Annotated in this window: 19 protein-coding genes; 3 read left to right on the forward strand and 16 right to left on the reverse strand. The window is 71.0% G+C overall.

The window, feature by feature from the left end; genetic code table 11:
- Positions 1–31: 31 nt before the first annotated feature.
- From KBO27_RS21785 to KBO27_RS21820, 8 genes are all read right to left on the reverse strand, one after another.
- A complete protein-coding gene (locus KBO27_RS21785) occupies positions 32–1,480 on the reverse strand; it encodes a beta-xylosidase (RefSeq protein ID WP_307870538.1) in 1,449 nt (482 codons plus the stop codon).
- Positions 1,480–1,914, reverse strand: coding sequence for a type II 3-dehydroquinate dehydratase (gene aroQ / locus KBO27_RS21790; protein WP_132677591.1), 435 nt, complete (start codon positions 1,912–1,914; stop codon positions 1,480–1,482). Before aroQ ends, KBO27_RS21785 begins: the two co-directional genes overlap by 1 nt.
- Complete coding sequence (gene aroB / locus KBO27_RS21795) at positions 1,911–3,020, reverse strand: 3-dehydroquinate synthase (RefSeq protein ID WP_132677592.1); 1,110 nt, start codon at positions 3,018–3,020, stop codon at positions 1,911–1,913. Before aroB ends, aroQ begins: the two co-directional genes overlap by 4 nt.
- A 225-nt stretch (positions 3,021–3,245) precedes the next feature.
- Positions 3,246–3,761, reverse strand: coding sequence for a shikimate kinase (locus KBO27_RS21800; protein ID WP_246537697.1), 516 nt, complete (start codon positions 3,759–3,761; stop codon positions 3,246–3,248).
- Positions 3,761–4,966 (reverse strand): chorismate synthase, encoded by a 1,206-nt coding sequence (gene aroC / locus KBO27_RS21805; RefSeq protein WP_210971722.1) that lies wholly within the window; start codon positions 4,964–4,966, stop codon positions 3,761–3,763. The genes KBO27_RS21800 and aroC overlap by 1 nt, the downstream gene beginning before the upstream one ends.
- Before the next feature lie 48 nt (positions 4,967–5,014).
- On the reverse strand, positions 5,015–5,596 hold the full coding sequence (locus KBO27_RS21810) for a prepilin peptidase (protein ID WP_210971723.1): 582 nt from the start codon (positions 5,594–5,596) through the stop codon (positions 5,015–5,017).
- Between the two features lie 155 nt (positions 5,597–5,751).
- Positions 5,752–6,207, reverse strand: a complete 456-nt coding sequence (locus KBO27_RS21815) for a PTS sugar transporter subunit IIA (protein ID WP_210971724.1) — start codon at positions 6,205–6,207, stop codon at positions 5,752–5,754.
- Positions 6,204–6,440, reverse strand: a complete 237-nt coding sequence (locus KBO27_RS21820) for a PTS sugar transporter subunit IIB (RefSeq protein ID WP_132677597.1) — start codon at positions 6,438–6,440, stop codon at positions 6,204–6,206. Before KBO27_RS21820 ends, KBO27_RS21815 begins: the two co-directional genes overlap by 4 nt.
- 244 nt (positions 6,441–6,684) lie before the next feature.
- On the opposite strand from KBO27_RS21820, the gene KBO27_RS21825 reads away from it, so the two are divergent.
- From KBO27_RS21825 to KBO27_RS21835, 3 genes are all read left to right on the forward strand, one after another.
- The gene (locus tag KBO27_RS21825) at positions 6,685–7,452 is read left to right on the forward strand and encodes a GntR family transcriptional regulator (protein ID WP_281420830.1); all 768 of its coding nucleotides are present in this window, start codon (positions 6,685–6,687) and stop codon (positions 7,450–7,452) included.
- Positions 7,453–7,540: 88 nt separating this feature from the next.
- Entirely contained in the window at positions 7,541–8,797 is a 1,257-nt protein-coding gene (locus tag KBO27_RS21830; protein ID WP_210971725.1) for a PTS transporter subunit EIIC, read from the forward strand.
- Positions 8,798–8,839: 42 nt separating this feature from the next.
- The gene (locus KBO27_RS21835; protein WP_132677600.1) at positions 8,840–9,103 is read left to right on the forward strand and encodes an HPr family phosphocarrier protein; all 264 of its coding nucleotides are present in this window, start codon (positions 8,840–8,842) and stop codon (positions 9,101–9,103) included.
- Between the two features lie 55 nt (positions 9,104–9,158).
- Here KBO27_RS21835 and KBO27_RS21840 read toward each other — a convergent pair whose 3' ends face one another.
- The 8 genes from KBO27_RS21840 to KBO27_RS21875 all read right to left on the reverse strand — a co-directional run.
- Entirely contained in the window at positions 9,159–10,019 is an 861-nt protein-coding gene (locus KBO27_RS21840; RefSeq protein ID WP_307870539.1) for a shikimate dehydrogenase, read from the reverse strand.
- A complete protein-coding gene (gene mltG, locus KBO27_RS21845; protein WP_210971726.1) occupies positions 10,006–11,208 on the reverse strand; it encodes an endolytic transglycosylase MltG in 1,203 nt (400 codons plus the stop codon). The genes KBO27_RS21840 and mltG overlap by 14 nt, the downstream gene beginning before the upstream one ends.
- Positions 11,205–11,678, reverse strand: coding sequence for a Holliday junction resolvase RuvX (ruvX, locus tag KBO27_RS21850; RefSeq protein WP_132677601.1), 474 nt, complete (start codon positions 11,676–11,678; stop codon positions 11,205–11,207). The genes mltG and ruvX overlap by 4 nt, the downstream gene beginning before the upstream one ends.
- Complete coding sequence (alaS, locus tag KBO27_RS21855) at positions 11,675–14,347, reverse strand: alanine--tRNA ligase (protein ID WP_210971727.1); 2,673 nt, start codon at positions 14,345–14,347, stop codon at positions 11,675–11,677. Before alaS ends, ruvX begins: the two co-directional genes overlap by 4 nt.
- 83 nt (positions 14,348–14,430) lie before the next feature.
- On the reverse strand, positions 14,431–14,715 hold the full coding sequence (locus tag KBO27_RS21860; RefSeq protein ID WP_307870540.1) for a hypothetical protein: 285 nt from the start codon (positions 14,713–14,715) through the stop codon (positions 14,431–14,433).
- The gene (locus KBO27_RS21865; RefSeq protein WP_132627088.1) at positions 14,712–15,119 is read right to left on the reverse strand and encodes a DUF948 domain-containing protein; all 408 of its coding nucleotides are present in this window, start codon (positions 15,117–15,119) and stop codon (positions 14,712–14,714) included. The genes KBO27_RS21860 and KBO27_RS21865 overlap by 4 nt, the downstream gene beginning before the upstream one ends.
- A 194-nt stretch (positions 15,120–15,313) precedes the next feature.
- Positions 15,314–16,276 (reverse strand): 2-hydroxyacid dehydrogenase, encoded by a 963-nt coding sequence (locus KBO27_RS21870; RefSeq protein WP_307870541.1) that lies wholly within the window; start codon positions 16,274–16,276, stop codon positions 15,314–15,316.
- A 229-nt stretch (positions 16,277–16,505) separates the two neighbouring features.
- Positions 16,506–17,852, reverse strand: a 1,347-nt coding sequence (locus KBO27_RS21875) for a replication-associated recombination protein A (RefSeq protein ID WP_246537700.1), incomplete at its 5' end; no start/stop codon positions are given.

Raw genomic sequence — 17,852 nt, forward strand, 5'->3', positions numbered from 1 at the left:
TTCGCGCGAAATTGTGACGGCCGAGCGAGGGTCAGGGCCGGAGGTCGCCTCGGGCGGGGTGGGAACGCCACTGCGCCTCGGTGACGTCGGCGACGGGCGAGGCGTTGGCCCGCGCGGTTTCCGGGGTGACCCGCCAGAGGCCGCCGCGGGTGTCGAGGACACCGACCTCGCCCGTAGGGGAGCGCAGGGCCGGGGCGCCGGAGGCGATCTCGGCGACCACCGGGAGCTCGTCCACGGGATCCGGGCGGTCGTCGAGGACCGTCACCGCGACGGTCTCGGCCACCGAGCGGCGTTCGAGCCGGACCCTGGCGCCGTCGTGGACGAGGTCGACCGTGCGCACCGGTGAGGGAACCGCGACGCCGTCCAGCGCCCGGGCCGCTCGCGCAGGGGTGCCGCACCCGTCGGCGCCGGTGATGTCGATGCCGAAGTGCCGGATGTCGGTGGGGGCCGGGGCGAGCGCGGTGGCGCGCAGGACGTCGACCGGCACCGTTTCGCACGGGTCCGATGTGGAGGGACGGATCCGCCCCTCGCCGTCGCGGACGATTCCCGGACCTTCCTGCCACGGGCCGGGAATCGTCACCGGCTCGTACGGGTGGCGGGTGAACTCCCTGTCCCAGAAAGTGATCTGGGTACCGCCGGTGGTCTGGTGCGCGATGGCGAAGGCGTCCAGCGTCGGCGAGTAGGCCCAGTCCGCGCTGAACGCGTCGACGACCGACCGGCCGCGCTCCCCACCGGCAGGCCGGAATCCGCGCTCGGTCAGCGCCTGAACGTCCTTGGCGAACAACGGGTCTCGCGATCGCAGCACGAACTGCCCGGCGCCGTTCCAGCCCGCGCCCTTGGCGGTGGTGTCGGTGAACAGCAGGTAGAACCAGCCGTCCACGAACACCGCCGAGGGCTGCCCGGCGCCGTAGACGTTGCCGCGCGGGACCTCACCCGCCGCGGTCACGATCGGCGCGGCACCGCGCCTCCACGCCATGCCGTCCGCGCTGGTCGCGACCCCGATGGCGTTGCCGTGCGCGTGATCGCCCGCAGCGCCCGTGTAGTAGAGGTAGTAGCGGTCGCCCACGTGCAGCACCGACGGATCGCAGGTGTGCATCCCGTCGAAACGCCCCGGCTCACCGGCGAAGACCGGAACCGCCGGAGCCGCGCCTTCGGCGAACGGACCGTCCGGCGAGGCCGCCGAGGCGTGCAGGACGTCGTCACCCGCGGGTCCCACGCCCGGCAGCTGGCTGCACCACCACGCGCGGTACCGGCCGTCCTCGGCCAGCACCGACGGCCCGTAGTTGTACGGCGCGGGCAACCCGCCCGCCGCCACCACACCGGGGCTCCCGCGCTCGGAGGCGGTCCTCAGCTCCACCGGCTGCGGCACCGGAACCGGCCGCTGCCGCTGCACCACCTGCGTCACCGGGCTGCCGTCGACCTGCGTGCAGCCCGCCAGCAGCACGACGGCGACCAGGCATAACGGCAGCCGGCCGCGCACTACTCCCCCGCGTTCTCGGCCAGCCAGCGGATCGCCAGCGGATACCCGGCCACGCCCAGACCCGCCATCACCGCGGTCGCGATGTCGGACAGGTAGCTGGTGTGCCGGAACGGTTCCCGCTTGTGCACGTTGGAGATGTGCAGCTCGACCAGATCAGCGTTGAGCTGCGAGGCGGCGTCGCGCACCGCCACCGAATAGTGCGTCCACGCGCCCGCGTTGAGCACCACCGGCCAGGACGCGTCGGCGGCCTCGTGCAGCCAGCCGACCATCTCGCCCTCGTGGTCGGTCTGCCGGACCTCGACCTCGACGCCGAGGTCCTGGCCCGCCTTCTCGCACATCGACACCAGGTCGGCGTAGGTGGTGCTGCCGTAGACGGTGGGCTCGCGCTTGCCGAGCCGACCGAGGTTGGGTCCGTTGAGGACGAGGACCTTCACAGCAGAACCTCCGTGCTGGACTTGCTCTCACCACCGGTGATCACCGAGTACGCGGCGGCGATCAGCGACGGGTCCGGGCCTTCCAGCCGTTCCGGCTTGGCCAGACCGTCGAGCACCACGAACCGCAGGACACCGGAGCGGTTCTTCTTGTCGGCCTTCATGCCCTCCATCAGCGAGCCCAGCGCGTCCGGGTCGTAGGTGGTGGGCAGGCCGAGCAGGTCGAGGATGCGCTTGTGCCGGTCGGCGGTCTCGTCGTCGAGACGTCCCGCCAGCCGCGCCAGTTCGGCGGCGAAGACCAGGCCGACGCTGACCGCGGCCCCGTGGCGCCAGCGGTAGCGCTCGCGGCGCTCGATGGCGTGGGCCAGCGTGTGCCCGTAGTTGAGCACCTCGCGCAGGTGCGACTCCTTGAGGTCCGACGAGACGACGTCGGCCTTGACCTGGATGGACCGGCGGACCAGCTCGGCCAGCACGTCACCGCTCGGGTCGGTGGCGGTGTCCGGGTCCTCCTCGATGAGCCGCAGGATCTCCGGGTCGGCGATGAAACCGGCCTTGACGACCTCGGCCATGCCCGCCAGGAGTTCGTTGCGCGGCAGGCCTTCCAGCGTCGCCAGGTCGCACAGCACCAGGCTCGGCTCGTGGAACAGGCCCACCAGGTTCTTGCCCGCGTCGGTGTTGATGCCGGCCTTGCCGCCCACCGCGGCGTCGACCATGCCCAGCAGGGTGGTGGGCACGTGCACGGCCTTCACGCCCCGCATCCAGGTGCCCGCGACGAACCCGCCGAGGTCGGTGACCGCGCCACCGCCGAAGGACACCACGACGCCGTCGCGGTCCATGCCGATCTTGCCCAGCACCTCCCAGCAGAACCCGGCGACCTGCAGGCTCTTGCCGTCCTCGGCGTCGGGGATCTCGACCCGGTGCGCGTCGATGCCGGCCTCGGTCAGCTCCTCGCGGACCGCCTCGATGGTGGCGGTGATCGTGGGCTGGTGCACGAGCGCGACGCTCGACGCCCCGCTGAGGAATTCCACCAGCTCACCGAGCAACCCCCGGCCGACGACCACGTCGTAGGGCTGCTGGCCGTTCACGCTGATCCGAACCGGCTCGGTCATCGTCGTCCCTTCGGCAATCGGGCTATCTAGAGTATCGGGGTCGTTGTGCTCAGCGGTGCGGGTAGGAGAACCTGAGGGACTCCGTGGACTCGCGCGCCACTCCTGATGTATGCCAATGCACGGCTTCGCGGCGTGCTCGCCACGAAGCCGCTGAAGAACCTCCGGCGGTGCCAGTTGTTCGCCCACTCACCGAAAGAGAAAGTGGCTCTGCCACTTCGAAACCCCCTAGCTGGACAGTGCGGCGAGGTCGTCGACGACCCGGTCGACGACCTGCGCGGGTTCGAGCTCGTCGGTGGTGACCTCCACGGCGGCCACCGATCGGTAGATCGGCAGGCGCGCGTCCAGCAGCGCCTTGAACGTGGCGCGCGGGTTGATCCCGGCCAGCAGCGGGCGCGCGGTGGACAGCCCCACGCGGCGCGCACCTTCGGCGAGACCGACCGACAGGAACACCACCGGGTGCCCGGCGAGCCGTTCGCGGGTCAGCTCGGACAGCACCGCGCCGCCGCCGAGCGCCAGCACGCCGTCGTGCTCGCGCAGCGCGGTGTCGACGGCCCGCTCCTCCAGCGCGCGGAAGGCGGGTTCGCCGTCGTTGGCGAAGATGTCACCGATCTCGCGGCCGGTGCTCTCGACGACGTCGGCGTCGGTGTCGCGGAACTTCACACCGAGGCGTTCGGCCAGCAGCCTGCCGATGGTGGTCTTGCCCGCGCCGGGCGGGCCGATCACGATCGCGCGCGGCGACATCACCGCACCTGCCGCTTCTGCGCGCGCTCGCGCAGCGAGGCGAGGTAGCCCTCGACGTTGCGGCGGGTCTCCGGCAGCGAGTCGCCGCCGAACTTCTCCAGCGCGGCCTCGGCCAGCACCAGCGCCACCATCGTCTCGGCGACCACCGCGGCGCGCGGTACGGCGGTGATGTCGGAGCGCTGGTGCATCGCCTGCGCGGGCTCGCCGGTCACCATGTCCACAGTGGCCAGTGCGCGCGGCAGGCTGGAGATGGGCTTCTTGGCGGCGCGCACGATCAGCGGCTCGCCGTTGGTGATGCCGCCTTCGAGACCGCCCGCGCGGTTGCTGTCGCGGCGGACCCAGTTGACGCCCTGGTCGGGGTAGATCTCGTCGTGCGCGGCGCTGCCCCGGCGGTGGGCGTTGGCGAAGCCCTCGCCGATCTCCACGCCCTTGATCGCCTGGATGCTCATCAGCGCACCGGCCAGGCGGGCGTCGAGCTTGCGGTCCCAGTGCACGTGCGAGCCGATGCCCGGGGGCAGGTTGTAGGCGATGACCTCGACGACACCGCCGAGGGTGTCGCCGTCCTTCTTCGCGGCGTCGACCTCGGCCATCATCCGCTCGGTGGCGGTGTCGCCGAAGGCGCGGACCGGGTTCTCGTCGATCGCGGCCAGGTCGTCGGGGCCGGGCAGCACCTCGCCGGTGGCGTCCACGCCGCCGAGGCTGACCACGTGGGAGACGATCTCGACGCCGAACAGCTGGCGCAGGAACTGCCGGGCGACGGTGCCGACGGCCACGCGCGCAGCGGTCTCGCGGGCACTGGCGCGCTCCAGGACCGGGCGGGCCTCGTCGAAGCCGTACTTCTGCATGCCGGCGATGTCGGCGTGACCGGGGCGCGGACGGGTCAGCGGCTCGTTGCGGGCCAGGTTGGCCAGCACGTCCTCGTCGACCGGGTCGGCGGACATGACCTGTTCCCACTTGGGCCACTCGGTGTTGCCGATGCGCACCGCGATCGGGCCGCCCTGGGTGCGGCCGTGCCGGACACCGCCGATGATCTCCAGCTCGTCGGCCTCGAAGTTCATCCGCGGGCTGCGCCCGAAGCCGAGCTTGCGGCGCTCCAGCTGGGTCGCGATCTCGGTCGAGGTCACCTCGACCCCGGCCACCATGCCTTCCAGCACCGCGACGAGGGCGGGGCCGTGCGATTCTCCAGCGGTCATCCAGCGCAACACACCACAGATCCTGCCACGCTCTGCCCTGGGGGAACCCGCCCGGGTGGGTCACGGCCAGCTCAGAGTCACCAGCCAGGACGGAACCAGCACCGCCGGACCGTGGGCGACCGCCTCTGCGCGCCTCCACAGCGCGCCGACCAGGGTGAACGCCGCCGCGACCACGACGACCCCGGCGACGGCGGGAACCGACACCGCACCCACCACCGCGCCCAGGACACCGGCGAGCTTGACGTCCCCCGCACCCATCGCGGCCGGGGATATGACCCTGACCACCAGGTACGTCCCACCCAGCAGGACGAGCCCGGCCGCCGAGCCGAGCGCGACCCCCGGCCGGTGCGCCGCGACGACGCTCAGCAGCGCGGCGGCGACCGGGTAGGCGGGCAGGGTCAGGGCGTCGGGAAGCCGGTGAACCCGCAGGTCGCAGGCGCTGAGGACGACCGCGAGCCAGCCCAGCGCGAGCGGGACCGGCAACCACCACCCGGGCGGCTGCCGGAGCGCCACGAGCGCCCACGCCAGCGACACCCCGATCTCGCACCAGCCGGGTGGGACGGCGGTGCCGCGGCGGAGTCGACCCAGCAGGTGGCGTCCGGCCCATCCGGCGAGGGCTCCGGCCGCGATCAACGCGCTCATCCCGACGACGGTGCCGGGACTCCCGCCCCGCGCGGCGGACGAACGGCCCGAAGGGTCGCGTGTCGGCACCCGCGCGGGGCAGTGGTCAGTTCTGGTCCGAACCGTCCACGATCGAAGTTCGCCGCGCCCGGTTCAGACCAGATCCGCCCTCCGCCTCACCCCTCGAGGGTGAACAGCGCGTCTCCCGGGAGGACCTGGGTGTCCTCCCGGAGGTCCGCCAAGGACTCCGCCGGGGCGTCCAGGGCCACCACCGGGCAGATCGAGGAGTAGCCCTGGGCCTCGATCTCCGTCGGGTTCCAGGTGATGATCTTCTGCCCGGCCTCGACCGCATCGCCCTTGCCGACGTGCAGCGTGAAGCCCTCGCCCTTGAGCTTGACCGTGTCGATGCCCAGGTGGACCAGCACCGCGCCGCCCGAGGACGCCGCGATGACGAACGCGTGCGGGTGCAGCGTCACGACCTGGCCCGCGACCGGGGCGACCGCGTCGCCCTCGCCGCCGGAGGGCTTCACCGCGACACCGGGACCCACCATGGCCTGCGAGAACACCGGGTCCGGGACGTCGCTGAGCGACGTGGTCAGACCCGCTACCGGACTGCCGACCTCGGTGCTCACATCAGGTCCTCGATGTCGCCGGCCAGCGTGTCCGCCTCCGGTCCCACCACAACCTGGACGACCGTGCCCTGCACCATCACGCCGTGCGCGCCCGCGGCCTTGAGGCCCGCCTCGTCGATCTTCGAGCCGTCCTCGACCTCGCAGCGCAGCCGCGTGATGCACGGCTCGATCTCGACGATGTTGTCCCCGCCGCCCAGCGCGGAGAGGATCGCCTCGGCCTTGTCCTGAGCCACCACGTGCTCCCTTCGTGCTCTCGCCACCGCGGCCAGCGGACCGCGACGCGACGATCTTGCGCCACGTGATGTCGATGCGGCAACGAAAGCAGAGCCTTGTTGACACCTGATCGCATGACGGCGCATTCTTCGCAACCAACTGGTTTAGACCGGACAGTACCAACGACCGGTCGCGGTTCTCATCCGAACCGGCGGCGAGTTCACGACAGCGAACTCACGCCAGGGTGGCACGACAGGAGGCGGCATGGGAGAAGAACCGAGTTCTCTCCAGCACGCGGCCTCGCGCGGCCTGCCCGACGGACCGATGCCGAAACACGTGCAACTGCGGGAGATCCTGCGCGAGCTGGCCGGCGACGAGCTCCCGCCCGGCGCCGCGGTGCCGTCGGAGCGCGAACTGGCGCTGCGCTACGGGGTCTCCCGGCTGACGGTGCGCGAGGCGATCGGCCAGCTGGTCACCGAAGGCCTGCTGGTCCGGGTGCGCGGCAAGGGCACCTTCACCACGCGCCCGCGCATCGACTGGCAGGTGCACCTGGCGTCGTTCACCGAGGACATGCGCCGCCGCGGCATGCACCCGGAGACCGTGCTGCTCGACGCGGCCGAGGCCGTCCCGCCCCCGGCCACCGCGCAGGCGCTCGGCCTGGCACCGCAGCAGACCGCGTTCTGGCTGTTCCGGCTGCGCAAGGCCGACGGGATGCCGATGGCCGTCGAACGCGGCTGGTACCACCCGGAATCGGTGCCCGACCTGCTCGACCAGGACCTCACCGCCTCGCTGTACACGCTGCTGTCCCGGCGGTACCGGCTCCAGCTGGAGTCGGGCACGCAGACCGTGCTGGCCGACGACGCCGACGCCGAAACCGCGCGCCTGCTGGGCATCCGGCCCGGGTGCTCGCTGCTGGTGTTCCGGCGGATCTCCACCGCGCGCGGACGGCCGGTGGAGGACATGACCTCCTGGTACCGCGGTGACCGATATCAGCTGACCATGCAGCTCGACCGCGAACCGGGCGAGCCGTGAGGCGAGAACCGGACAAGACGAACCAGCGCACCACCGAAATCGTTTGCAATGATCTCCCAACCCCGGTGAACCAAGCAGGAGGTATCCGATGAGTTCCACCGCCGCCAAGGCGAAGGGGAGCAACAGAGGACTCGCGCAACTGCAGCGCATCGGCCGCAGCCTCATGCTGCCGATCGCGGTGCTGCCCGCCGCCGCGCTGCTGCAGCGGCTCGGCCAGGACGACCTGCTCGGCGCGGAAGGCCTCGGAGCCTCCCTGACCTGGTTGCAGACGGTCGCCGGTGTCATCGGCGCCGCCGGTGGCGCGCTGTTCGACAACCTGCCGCTGCTGTTCGCCATCGGTGTCGCGATCGGCTTCGCCAAGAAGGCCGACGGCTCGACGGCCCTGTCCGGCGCGGTCGGCTACCTGGTGCTGCACGGCGTGCTGACCCAGATCGCCGGCACCGAGGAGGGGACCTCGCTCAACAAGAGCCCCTACGGCGTGCTCGGCGGCATCGTCGCCGGTCTGGTGGCGGCCTGGCTGTGGCAGCGCTACCACCGCATCAAGCTGCCGGACTACCTGGGCTTCTTCGGCGGCCGGCGGTTCGTGCCGATCGTGACAGCGGTGGCGATGCTGATCATCGGCGTGATCATGGGTCTGCTGTTCCCGCTGTTCGACGCCCTGCTCACCGCCTTCTCGGACGCGGTCACCCAGCAGGCGGTCATCGGCGGCGGGCTCTACGGCCTGATCAACCGGCTGCTGCTGCCGTTCGGTCTGCACCACATCCCGAACAACGTGGTCTGGTTCCTCTTCGGCGACTACAACGGCGAGAAGGGCGACATCGCGCGCTTCTTCGCGGGCGACCCCACCGCGGGGACGTTCATGACCGGCTTCTTCCCGATCTTCATGTTCGCGCTGCCCGCCGCGGCGCTGGCGATCTGGCAGTCGGCCAAGCCGGAGCAGCGCAAGGTCGTCGGCGGCGTGATGATCTCGGTCGCGCTGACCTCGTTCCTGACCGGTGTCACCGAGCCGCTGGAGTTCTCGTTCATCTTCGTCGCGTGGCCGCTGCTGCTGATCCACGCGGTGCTGACGGGCACCTCGCTGGCGCTGGTCAACGCGCTGGACATCCACTCCGGCTTCGGGTTCTCCGCCGGTGCGATCGACTACCTGCTCAACTTCGGCATCTCCCAGGGCTCGATCTGGCTGATCCCGATCGGGCTGGGCTACGCGGTCGTCTACTACGTGGTGTTCCGGTTCGTCATCAGCAAGTGGAACCTGCGCACCCCGGGTCGCGAGGAGGACGACAGCGCCTCGACCGATGCGGATAATGCCGGTGGGGGCGCGGCGCCCGCCACCGAGAAGAAGTGAGGCGGCGCGGGTCGGTGCCCCCGCCCCCGACGAAGGAGAGACATGTCTGAACGACGGGTCACCGTAGCGAGCAAGGTCGGGATCCACGCGCGGCCCGCGGCCCTGCTGGCCAAGACGGCCGCGGCCCAACCCGTGGTGATCACCATCCGCAAGGAGGGCAACGAACCCGTCGAGGCGGGCAGCATCCTCGGTCTCATGACCCTGGGCGCCTCCCACGGCGACGAGGTGATCCTGGCCGCCGAGGGCGAGGGCGCCGAAGCGGCCCTCGACGAGGTCGCCAAGCTCGTGGCGACCGACATGGACTGATCCAGGACCGACACGACGGCGGCGCTCCCCTCCCCGGGAGCGCCGCCGTTTTCGTCTAGAGGGGCAGCGCGTGACCTGTCGCGGCGGCCAGGGCGTCGCGCATCGTGGTGCGCGGAGCCGCTTGCCCGGTGAAGTGCTCGACCTGGCCGAACGCCTGGTGCAGCAGCATGTCCAGGCCAGTCGCCAACCGGCCTCCGACAACCCCGACGGCCTCGGCCAGCGGCGTCGGCCAGGGGTGGTAGATGACGTCGAGCACGCACGCGGCCTTCGCGAGATCCGCCGCGTGCGGGTCCACCGCGCCCGCGGGGAGCGTGGAGACGACCACGTCGTGGCTGGTCGCGGCGTCGGCGAGGGTGATCGAGTCGAGCCGTTCGACCCGGACCCGCAGACCGATCCGCTCGGCGGCCTCCAGCGCCTCCGCCGCGCGGGAGGGCTCGCGCACCGCCAGCGTCGCCTCGGACAGGCCCAGATCGGCGAACGCCGCCAGCGTCGCCACCGCCGTGCCGCCCGCGCCGAGGATCAGACCTGTGTGGCCGCCGGTGAAACCACCCGCCACCCGCAGCGCCCCGACGACGCCGTCCACGTCGGTGCAGTCGGCGAACCAGCTCCCGTCCGGGCGGTGGACCAGCGTGTTCGCCGCCCCCACCGCCTCGGCGCGGTCGGCGACCTCATCGGCCACCCGCAGCGCCGCGCGCTTGCCCGGCATCGTCACCGACAGCCCGGCCCACTCCGGCCCGAGACCGCCGACGAACTCCACCAACCGCTCGGCGTCCGCCTCGACGCGCTCGTAGGTCCAGCGCAGACCGAGCGCGTCGTAGGCGGCACCGTGCAGGACGGGGGACAGCGAGTGCTCGACCGGTTTGCCGAGCACTCCAGCCCGGCGCACCGCTGCCTCCTGCTGATCAGAAGGCGCCACGTTCCTGCGCTTCCTTGATGAAGGCGTCGTGCTCCTGCTGGTTCTTCGCGAAGCAGGAGGTCCCGTCCGGGTAGCACTTCACGAAGTAGCGCCACTCGCCCTCGGCCGGCCGCTCGGCCGCCCGCAGCGCCTCCTTGCTGAACGCCGAGATCGGCGTCGGCGGCAGCCCGTAGTTCAGGTAGGTGTTGTACGGGCCGGGGCGCTGCCGGTCGGAGCTGTTGGTCAGCAGCGTCGGCTTGTCCAGCGGGTAGTTGATCGTGGAGTCCAGGCCCAGCTTCATCGCGGGCTGGCCGAGCCGGTTCTCGATCACTCGCGCGATCTTCGGGAAGTCCTTCTCCAGCCCCTCGCTCTGCGTCAGCGAAGCGATGACCATCAGCTCGTAGGGCGAATGACCGCTGCTCTCCGCGAGATCCGGCAGACCGGCCGCTTCCAGCTGCGCCGCGGACTTGGTGACCACGTCGCGCAGCACGTTCTCGGCGGACTCACCGGGCTTGACGTCGTAGATGCCCGGCATGATCAGGCCTTCGAGCCGGCGCCGGGGCTCGGCCTTGGACGCGTCGGCCACGGCCCACTCCGGCACGCCCAGCGTCGCCAGGTCCGCGGTCTCGGCCGCGGTGTGCATCTCCTCGGAGGTGGTGCACTTCTCGTTCTTGTTCGCGCAGGTCGCCTCGGCGAGCCTGGTCAGGATGCCCGGCGTGTTGCCGCCGTTGGGCGCGGCCTGGTCCTCCAGCCGCATGCCGCCGCGGATGTCGACCCGGCCGACCTTCGCCTCGGCCGACAGGATGTGGCTGACCGCGGCCTTGCCCGACATCTTGTTGCGCATCAGGTAGTAACCGGGCTGGATCGAGTTGATCCGCTTGTTCTCGGCCGACGCGGAGGTGAACGCCTTGGTGCTGGCCACCACGTCCTTCTCGGACAGCGTCTTGCCGATGTCACCCACGGTGTCGCCGGAGGCGACCTCGATGACGACGCTGCCGGTGCCCTCGCCGTCGTAGTCCTCGTAGCCGCCGATCCGCATGATCTGCAGCGCTCCGTACCCCACACCGCCGCCGACCAGCACCAGCACGAACAGGCCGGCCAGGGCGGTCACCCATCGGCGCCTCTTGCGACGTCGGAAGCGTTCCGGATCGGGGCGCCGTCGCCGGTGGTCCCCGGGCTCGTCCGCGAACAGTCCGAGATCATCGGTCACGGGAGTTCCTCTCGTGTTCTCTGCCCCCGGCCGTCCAGGTAAGCCTGCAAGATCTCCACCGCTGCCGCCTGGTCAACGACGGCACGCTGCTTCTTCCCCCGCACGCCGCGTTTCGACAGCTTCCGGCTGGCCGTCACCGTGGTCAACCGCTCGTCGTGAAACCGCACCGGGACCGGTGCGACCTTCTCCACCAGCGCAGCCCCGTAGGACTGCGCGATCTCCGCGGCGGAACCGTGCCTGCCCGCCAACGTCTTCGGCAGGCCGATCACGATCTCCACCACGTCGTGCTCGGAGACGAGGTCGGCGATCTTGGCGAGATCGCTGCCGCCTTCCTCGTCCCGTCGCAACGTCTCCAACGGGGTCGCCAGCATCGGAGCGGGATCGCTCAGCGCGATTCCGACCCGGACCGCCCCGACGTCGACACCGAGCCGACGTCCCGGGCCGGGATCCGCCTGCTGGTGCTCGTTCACCCGCCTGCCACCACCTGGTCGACGCCGGTGCGCAGCGCACCGATGGCCGCGGTGATGCCCGCGGGGTTCGAGCCGCCGCCCTGGGCCATGTCCGGCTTGCCGCCCCCGCGGCCGCCGACCTCGGCGGCGAAGCTGGGAACCAGCTTGCCCGCCGCGATGCCCTTGTCGCGAGCCGCGTCGTTGACGCCGACCACGAAGCTGACCTTGCCCTCCTCGGCGGAGAACAGCGCCACCACCGAGGGGCGCGAGCCCAGCCGGCCGCGGATCTCACCGGCCAGCGCGCGCAGCGCGTTGCCGTCCACGCCGTCCGGGACCTGCTCGGCCACCAGCGTCACGCCGTGCACGTCGGTGCCCTTGTCGGCGAGCTCTCCGGCGGAGTTGAGCACCTGGGAGATGCGCAGCTGCGCGAGCTCCTTCTCGGCGCTGCGCAGCTTGCTGACCACGCCCTGGATGCGCTCGGGCAGCTCCTCGGCCGGAACCTTGAACTGCTCGGCGAGCTGGGTGACCAGCAGGTGCTCCTTGCTGATGTGGCGCATGGCGTCCATGCCCACCAGCGCCTCGACGCGGTGCACGCCGGAACCGACCGAGGAGTCCGACACCAGCTTGACCACGCCGAGGTGGCCGATGCGCGGCACGTGGGTGCCACCGCACAGCTCGCGGGAGTAGTCGCCCATGTCGACCACGCGGACCTGGTCGCCGTACTTCTCGCCGAACAGCGCCATCGCACCGAGCTCCATGGCCCGGTCCATGCTGGTCGTGTAGGCGTTGACCTCGACGTCGGTCTGCAGGTAGTCGTTGACCTCTTCCTCGACCCCGGCCAGCACGTCGGCCGACACCGACGAGGGCACGGTGAAGTCGAAGCGCATCCGGCCCGGCGAGTTCAGCGAACCGGCCTGCGCGGCGCGCTTGCCGTAGGCGCCCCGCACGGCCGCGTGCACCAGGTGCGTCGCGGAGTGCGAGCGCTCGATGGACTGGCGGCGGTGGGCGTCGACGGCGGCCTCCAGCGTGGTGTCCACGCCGAGCTCGCCCTCCAGGACCTTCGCGCGGTGCACGAACAGGCCGGGAACGCTGCGCTGCACGTCGAGCACCTCGACCGCGACACCCGGGCCGACCAGCTTGCCGGTGTCGGCGATCTGGCCACCGCCCTCGGCGTAGAACGGGGTGCGGTCGAGCACCAGCTCCACCTCGGTCCCGGCCGAGGCGCGGGAGGCGGGCCGGCCGTCGACGAGCAGGCCCAGCACGCGGCTGTGCGACTGCAGGTCGGTGTAGCCGATGAACTCGGTGGTGCCGTGCTGGTCGAGCAGCGTGCGGTAGGTCGACAGGTCGCCGTGGCCGGTCTTGCGGGCCTTGGCGTCGGCCTTGGCGCGGTTGCGCTGCTCGGCCATCAGGTCGCGGAAGCCCTGCTCGTCGACCTCCAGGCCCTGCTCGGAGGCCATCTCCAGGGTCAGGTCGATCGGGAAGCCGTAGGTGTCGTGCAGCTGGAAGGCCTTGTCTCCCGCGAGGGTCTGGCCACCGGTCTTCTTCAGGTCGGTGACGGCCAGGTCGAAGATCTTCGAACCGGCGGTCAGCGTCGACAGGAACGCCTCTTCCTCGTTGCGCATCACCGAGTCGATGCGGTCGAACTCGGTGACCAGCTCGGGGTAGCTCGGCGACATCGCGTCGCGCACGATCTGGGCGAACTCGCCCAGCACCGGCTCCTGCACGCCCAGCAGGCGGGTGGAGCGCACGATGCGGCGCAGCAAGCGGCGCAGCACGTAGCCGCGGGCCTCGTTGCCGGGGGTGACGCCGTCGCCGATGAGCATCACGCCGGATCGGGCGTGGTCGGCGATGACGCGGAAGCGCACGTCGTCCTCGTGGTTGGCGCCGTAACGGCGGCCGGAGAGCTCCTCGGCCTTGGCGATCACCGGGCGGACCAGGTCGGTCTCGTAGACGTTCTCCACGCCCTGCAGCAGGCAGGCCACGCGCTCGACGCCCATGCCGGTGTCGATGTTCTTGGTCGGCAGCTCGCCGATCGGCGGGTGACCGTCCTTGGGCGGCAGCTCACCCCTGATGTCCTGCATGAACACCAGGTTCCAGATCTCGATGTAGCGGTCCTCGTCGACGACGGGACCGCCTTCCTTGCCGTAGGCCGGCCCGCGGTCGTAGTAGATCTCCGAGCACGGTCCGCCGGGACCGGGCACGCCCATGTCCCAGTAGTTGTCCTTGGCGTCGCGGGTCTGGATCCGCTCGGCCGGGATCCCGCAGACCTTCTGCCACAGCCCGGCGGCCTCGTCGTCCTTCTCGAAGACCGTCACCCACAGGCGGGCCGGGTCGATGCCGTAGCCGCCGTCGGCCACCGACTTGGTGAGCAGCTCCCACGCGTTCTCCATGGCGCCTTCTTTGAAGTAGTCGCCGAAGGAGAAGTTGCCGGCCATCTGGAAGAACGTGTTGTGCCGGGTGGTCTTGCCGACCTCGTCGATGTCACCGGTGCGCACGCACTTCTGGATGCTCGTCGCCCGCGGGTACGGGGCCGGGGCCTCGCCCAGGAAGTAGGGCTTGAACTGGACCATGCCCGCGTTGACGAACAGCAGCGTCGGGTCGTCGAGGATCAGCGACGCGCTGGGCACCACGGTGTGGCCGCGGCCCTTGAAGTGCTCGGTGAACCGGTGGTTGATGTCGTGGGTCTGCACTGGGAGTCCTTGGGAATTGGGTCAGGTCACGGACACGGCTGTCGGTGTCGGCGAGCGGCCGGCGGCGCGGAGCGGCGCCTGCGTCAGCGGCCCGCCCGACGAGCTCGCCGCTCGGAGTCGTGCTCAGCGGCTATCCGCCGGACCTGGTCCGCGTTCACGACCACATCCTGCAGCTGGTCTTCCCGTTCCTGCATCCCGGCCCGCACGTCGGCGCCGAACGAGCCGACCGCTCCGGCCAGCTCGCGCATGGCGCCGCCGACCTGCTCGGCCATCCCCGTGGGGGTCGCCTTCCGAGCGGTCTCGTTGACCTTGCGGGTCAGCGCGACTCCGGCTGCGATGCCCGCGCCGAACCAGAAAAGGCGCCTCACTTGCGCCCCCCTTTGTTCTTGCGGCGGAAGTGCCGTCCGGTCGGTTCCTGCTTGCGCTTCCGGCGGGCCTTCAGCGCCTTGCTCACGCCGTAGGAGAACGCCGCCGTCTTCACCAACGGACCACCCAGTGTAGCCGTGAACAGCGACGACAACGCCGAGACGTTACCGCTGATGGTCTTGGCGTTGGAGGTGATGCCGTCGACTCGCTCCAGCTGCGTGTTCACGTGCGTGATCGTCGTGTTCGCGCCGGTGAAGATGGGGTCGCTGTTCTCCTGCGCCTTCTTGATCGCGGTGCTCGCCTCGTCCAAGGTCTTGCCGAGCTTGATCAGCGGCACCGCCAGCAGCAGGACCAGCAGCACGAACGCTCCGGCGACGATCAGCGCGGCGATCTGCGTGGGCGTCACGTGCCCTCCCGTATGTCCACGTCATGTCCTTGTCGAACCCGGCGACCTGCGCCGGTTCGTTGATCGTGCGCCAGGTTACCGGTGTATCCGCCAGCTACAAGCACCCGGGCCGCCGGGTCGAACCGCAGGTCCGCGGCCTTCCGCGTCGGACGCGGCGGGGGCGCGCTGGAGGTATCGATGCGGTGACCGGTTGATCACGCGGTGACGGGTGTGAGCGGTTGCTGACCGGTCAGGACGGCGGCGACGTTGCGCGCGGCGAGCTCTGCCATCGCGGTGCGCGTCTCGGTGGTCGCCGAGCCCAGGTGCGGGGCGATGGCGACGTTGTCCAGCTCCAGCAGGCCGGGGTCGACCTCGGGCTCGTTCTCGAAGACGTCCAGCGCCGCCCCGCCGATGCGGCCTTCCTTGAGCGCCGCGGCCAGGGCCTTCTCATCCACGATCGGGCCGCGGCTGGTGTTGACGACGACCGCGGTGGACTTCATCGCCTCCAGCGCGGCGTCGTCGATGAGGTGGCGGGTGCTCTCGGTGAGCGGGCAGTGCAGGGAGATGACGTCGGCGGTGCGCAGCAGCTCGTCCTGCGGCAGGTACCGGGCGTCGAGCTCGGCCTCGATCTCCTGCGCCGCGCGGCGACGGCCGGTGTAGGCGATGTGCATGCCGAAGGCGCGGGCGCGGCGGGCCACGGCCTGGCCGATGCCGCCGAGGCCGACGATTCCGAGCGTCTTGCCCTGCAGTCCGGTGCCGAGCATGAAGCCGAGGTGGAAGTTCCAGGGCGTGCGGGAGCGCAGCAGCCGCTCCGCCTCGCCGAGGCGGCGGGTGACCGACAGCAGCAGCCCGAAGGCGAGGTCGGCGGTGGCGTCGGTGAGCACACCGGGCGTGTTGGTGACGGTGACGCCGCGTCCGGTGACGGCGGGGACGTCGATGTTGTCGTAGCCGACGGCCACGTTCGCCACGACCTTGAGCTGCGATCCCGCGGCCTCGACGAACTCGGCGTCGATGCGGTCGTGCAGCATCGCCACGACGCCGTCGGCACCTGCGACGGTGGCGCGGAGCTCGTCGGGGGTCAGCGGCCGGTCCTGGTCGCAGACCTCGACCTCGGCGACCTCGCGCAGCACCGCCACGGCGGACTCCGGGACCGTCCTGGTGACCACGACCTTGCTCACATCGACCTCCACGCTCGTTCTGCCCGGCTCAGCATCCCAGCGCAACGTATCCCCCGACGACCCCGAGCCGCACCCGAACCCCGCACACCCACCACCCAGCGGATTCGAATTTCGCGCGAAATTCGAGCGCCGAAGTTTCGACTCGAATTTCGCGCGAAATTCGAAAACCCCTGGTCAAGCGCTACACGATCGGGTCAGTGGTGGGGTGGGCCCGGGTTGCTGTTCCTGGTCAGTCCTCGTCGCGGATGATGTTGCGCAGCTTCGGAACCCGGTCGTGCAGCGCGCGTTCGGCGCCGCGCGGCGTCGGGTTGTAGTAGTCGCGCCCCATCAGCGAATCCGGCGGGTACTGCTGGGCGAGAACGCCTTCGGGCTTGTCGTGCGGGTAGCGGTAGCCCTTGGCGTTGCCGAGCTTCTGCGCCCCCGCGTAGTGCCCGTCGCGCAGGTGCGGCGGGACCGGACCGCCCTTGCCCGCGCGCACATCGCCCATCGCCTCGTTGATCGCGGCGATGACCGCGTTGGACTTCGGCGCGGTGGCCAGGTGGATGGTGGCCTGGGCCAGCGCCAGCCGCCCCTCGGGCATGCCGATGAACTGCACCGCCTGAGCCGCGGCGACGGCGGTCTGCAGCGCGGTCGGATCGGCCATGCCGATGTCCTCGCTGGCGTGCACGACCAGGCGGCGCGCGATGAACCGCGGGTCCTCCCCCGCCTCGACCATCCGCGCCAGGTAGTGCAGCGCGGCGTCGACGTCGGAGCCCCGGATGGACTTGATGAAGGCGCTGGTGATGTCGTAGTGCTGGTCGCCGCCGCGGTCGTAGAGCACGGCGGCTCGGTCCACGGTGGATTCGACCGTGCCCAGGTCGATCTCGTCGGCCCCGTTGGACACCGCTGATTCCGCTGCGGCCTCCAACGCCGTCAGCGCGCGGCGGGCATCGCCTTCGGCGAGCGCGACCAGGTGTTCCTCGGCGTCCTCGGCCAGTCCGACCGATCCGCCCAGTCCTCGTTCCTCGCTGACCGCCCGGCGCAGCAGCGAGCGGATGTCCTCGTCTTCCAGGCTGCGCAGCTGCAGCACCAGCGACCGCGACAGCAGCGGCGCCACCACCGAGAAGTAGGGGTTCTCGGTCGTCGCGGCCACCAGCAGCACGGTCCGGTCCTCGACCGCGCCGAGCAGCGCGTCCTGCTGGGTCTTGGAGAAGCGGTGCACCTCGTCGATGAACAGCACGGTCGCCTCGCCGGAGCGCCCGAGGCGGCGGCGGGCCTCCTCGATGACGGCCCGGACCTCCTTCACCCCCGACGACAGCGCCGACAGCGCCGCGAACCGGCGCCCGGTCGCCTTCGACACGAGGTTCGCCAGGGTCGTCTTCCCGGTCCCCGGCGGGCCGTAGAGCAGCACCGACGCCGGAGCAGCTCCCTCGACCAGCCGCCGCAGAGGAGCACCGGCGACCAGGAGGTGCTGCTGCCCGACGACCTCGTCCAGGGACCGAGGCCGCATCCGCACCGCCAACGGCGCGTTCTCGGCCAGCTTCTCCCCGGCCTTCTGCTCGGTCTCGGCCCCGAACAACCCCTCGTCGAACAACCC

The organism is Saccharopolyspora endophytica, from assembly GCF_018070075.1.
Classification (GTDB): domain Bacteria; phylum Actinomycetota; class Actinomycetes; order Mycobacteriales; family Pseudonocardiaceae; genus Saccharopolyspora; species Saccharopolyspora endophytica.

Coding starts and splice junctions, on each gene's coding strand:
- aroB (WP_132677592.1), bottom strand. CDS start 3,020: ATGACCGAGCCGGTTCGGATCAGCGTGAACGGCCAGCAGCCCTACGAC.
- KBO27_RS21800 (WP_246537697.1), bottom strand. CDS start 3,761: ATGTCGCCGCGCGCGATCGTGATCGGCCCGCCCGGCGCGGGCAAGACC.
- KBO27_RS21810 (WP_210971723.1), bottom strand. CDS start 5,596: ATGAGCGCGTTGATCGCGGCCGGAGCCCTCGCCGGATGGGCCGGACGC.
- KBO27_RS21825 (WP_281420830.1), top strand. CDS start 6,685: ATGGGAGAAGAACCGAGTTCTCTCCAGCACGCGGCCTCGCGCGGCCTG.
- KBO27_RS21830 (WP_210971725.1), top strand. CDS start 7,541: ATGAGTTCCACCGCCGCCAAGGCGAAGGGGAGCAACAGAGGACTCGCG.
- KBO27_RS21835 (WP_132677600.1), top strand. CDS start 8,840: ATGTCTGAACGACGGGTCACCGTAGCGAGCAAGGTCGGGATCCACGCG.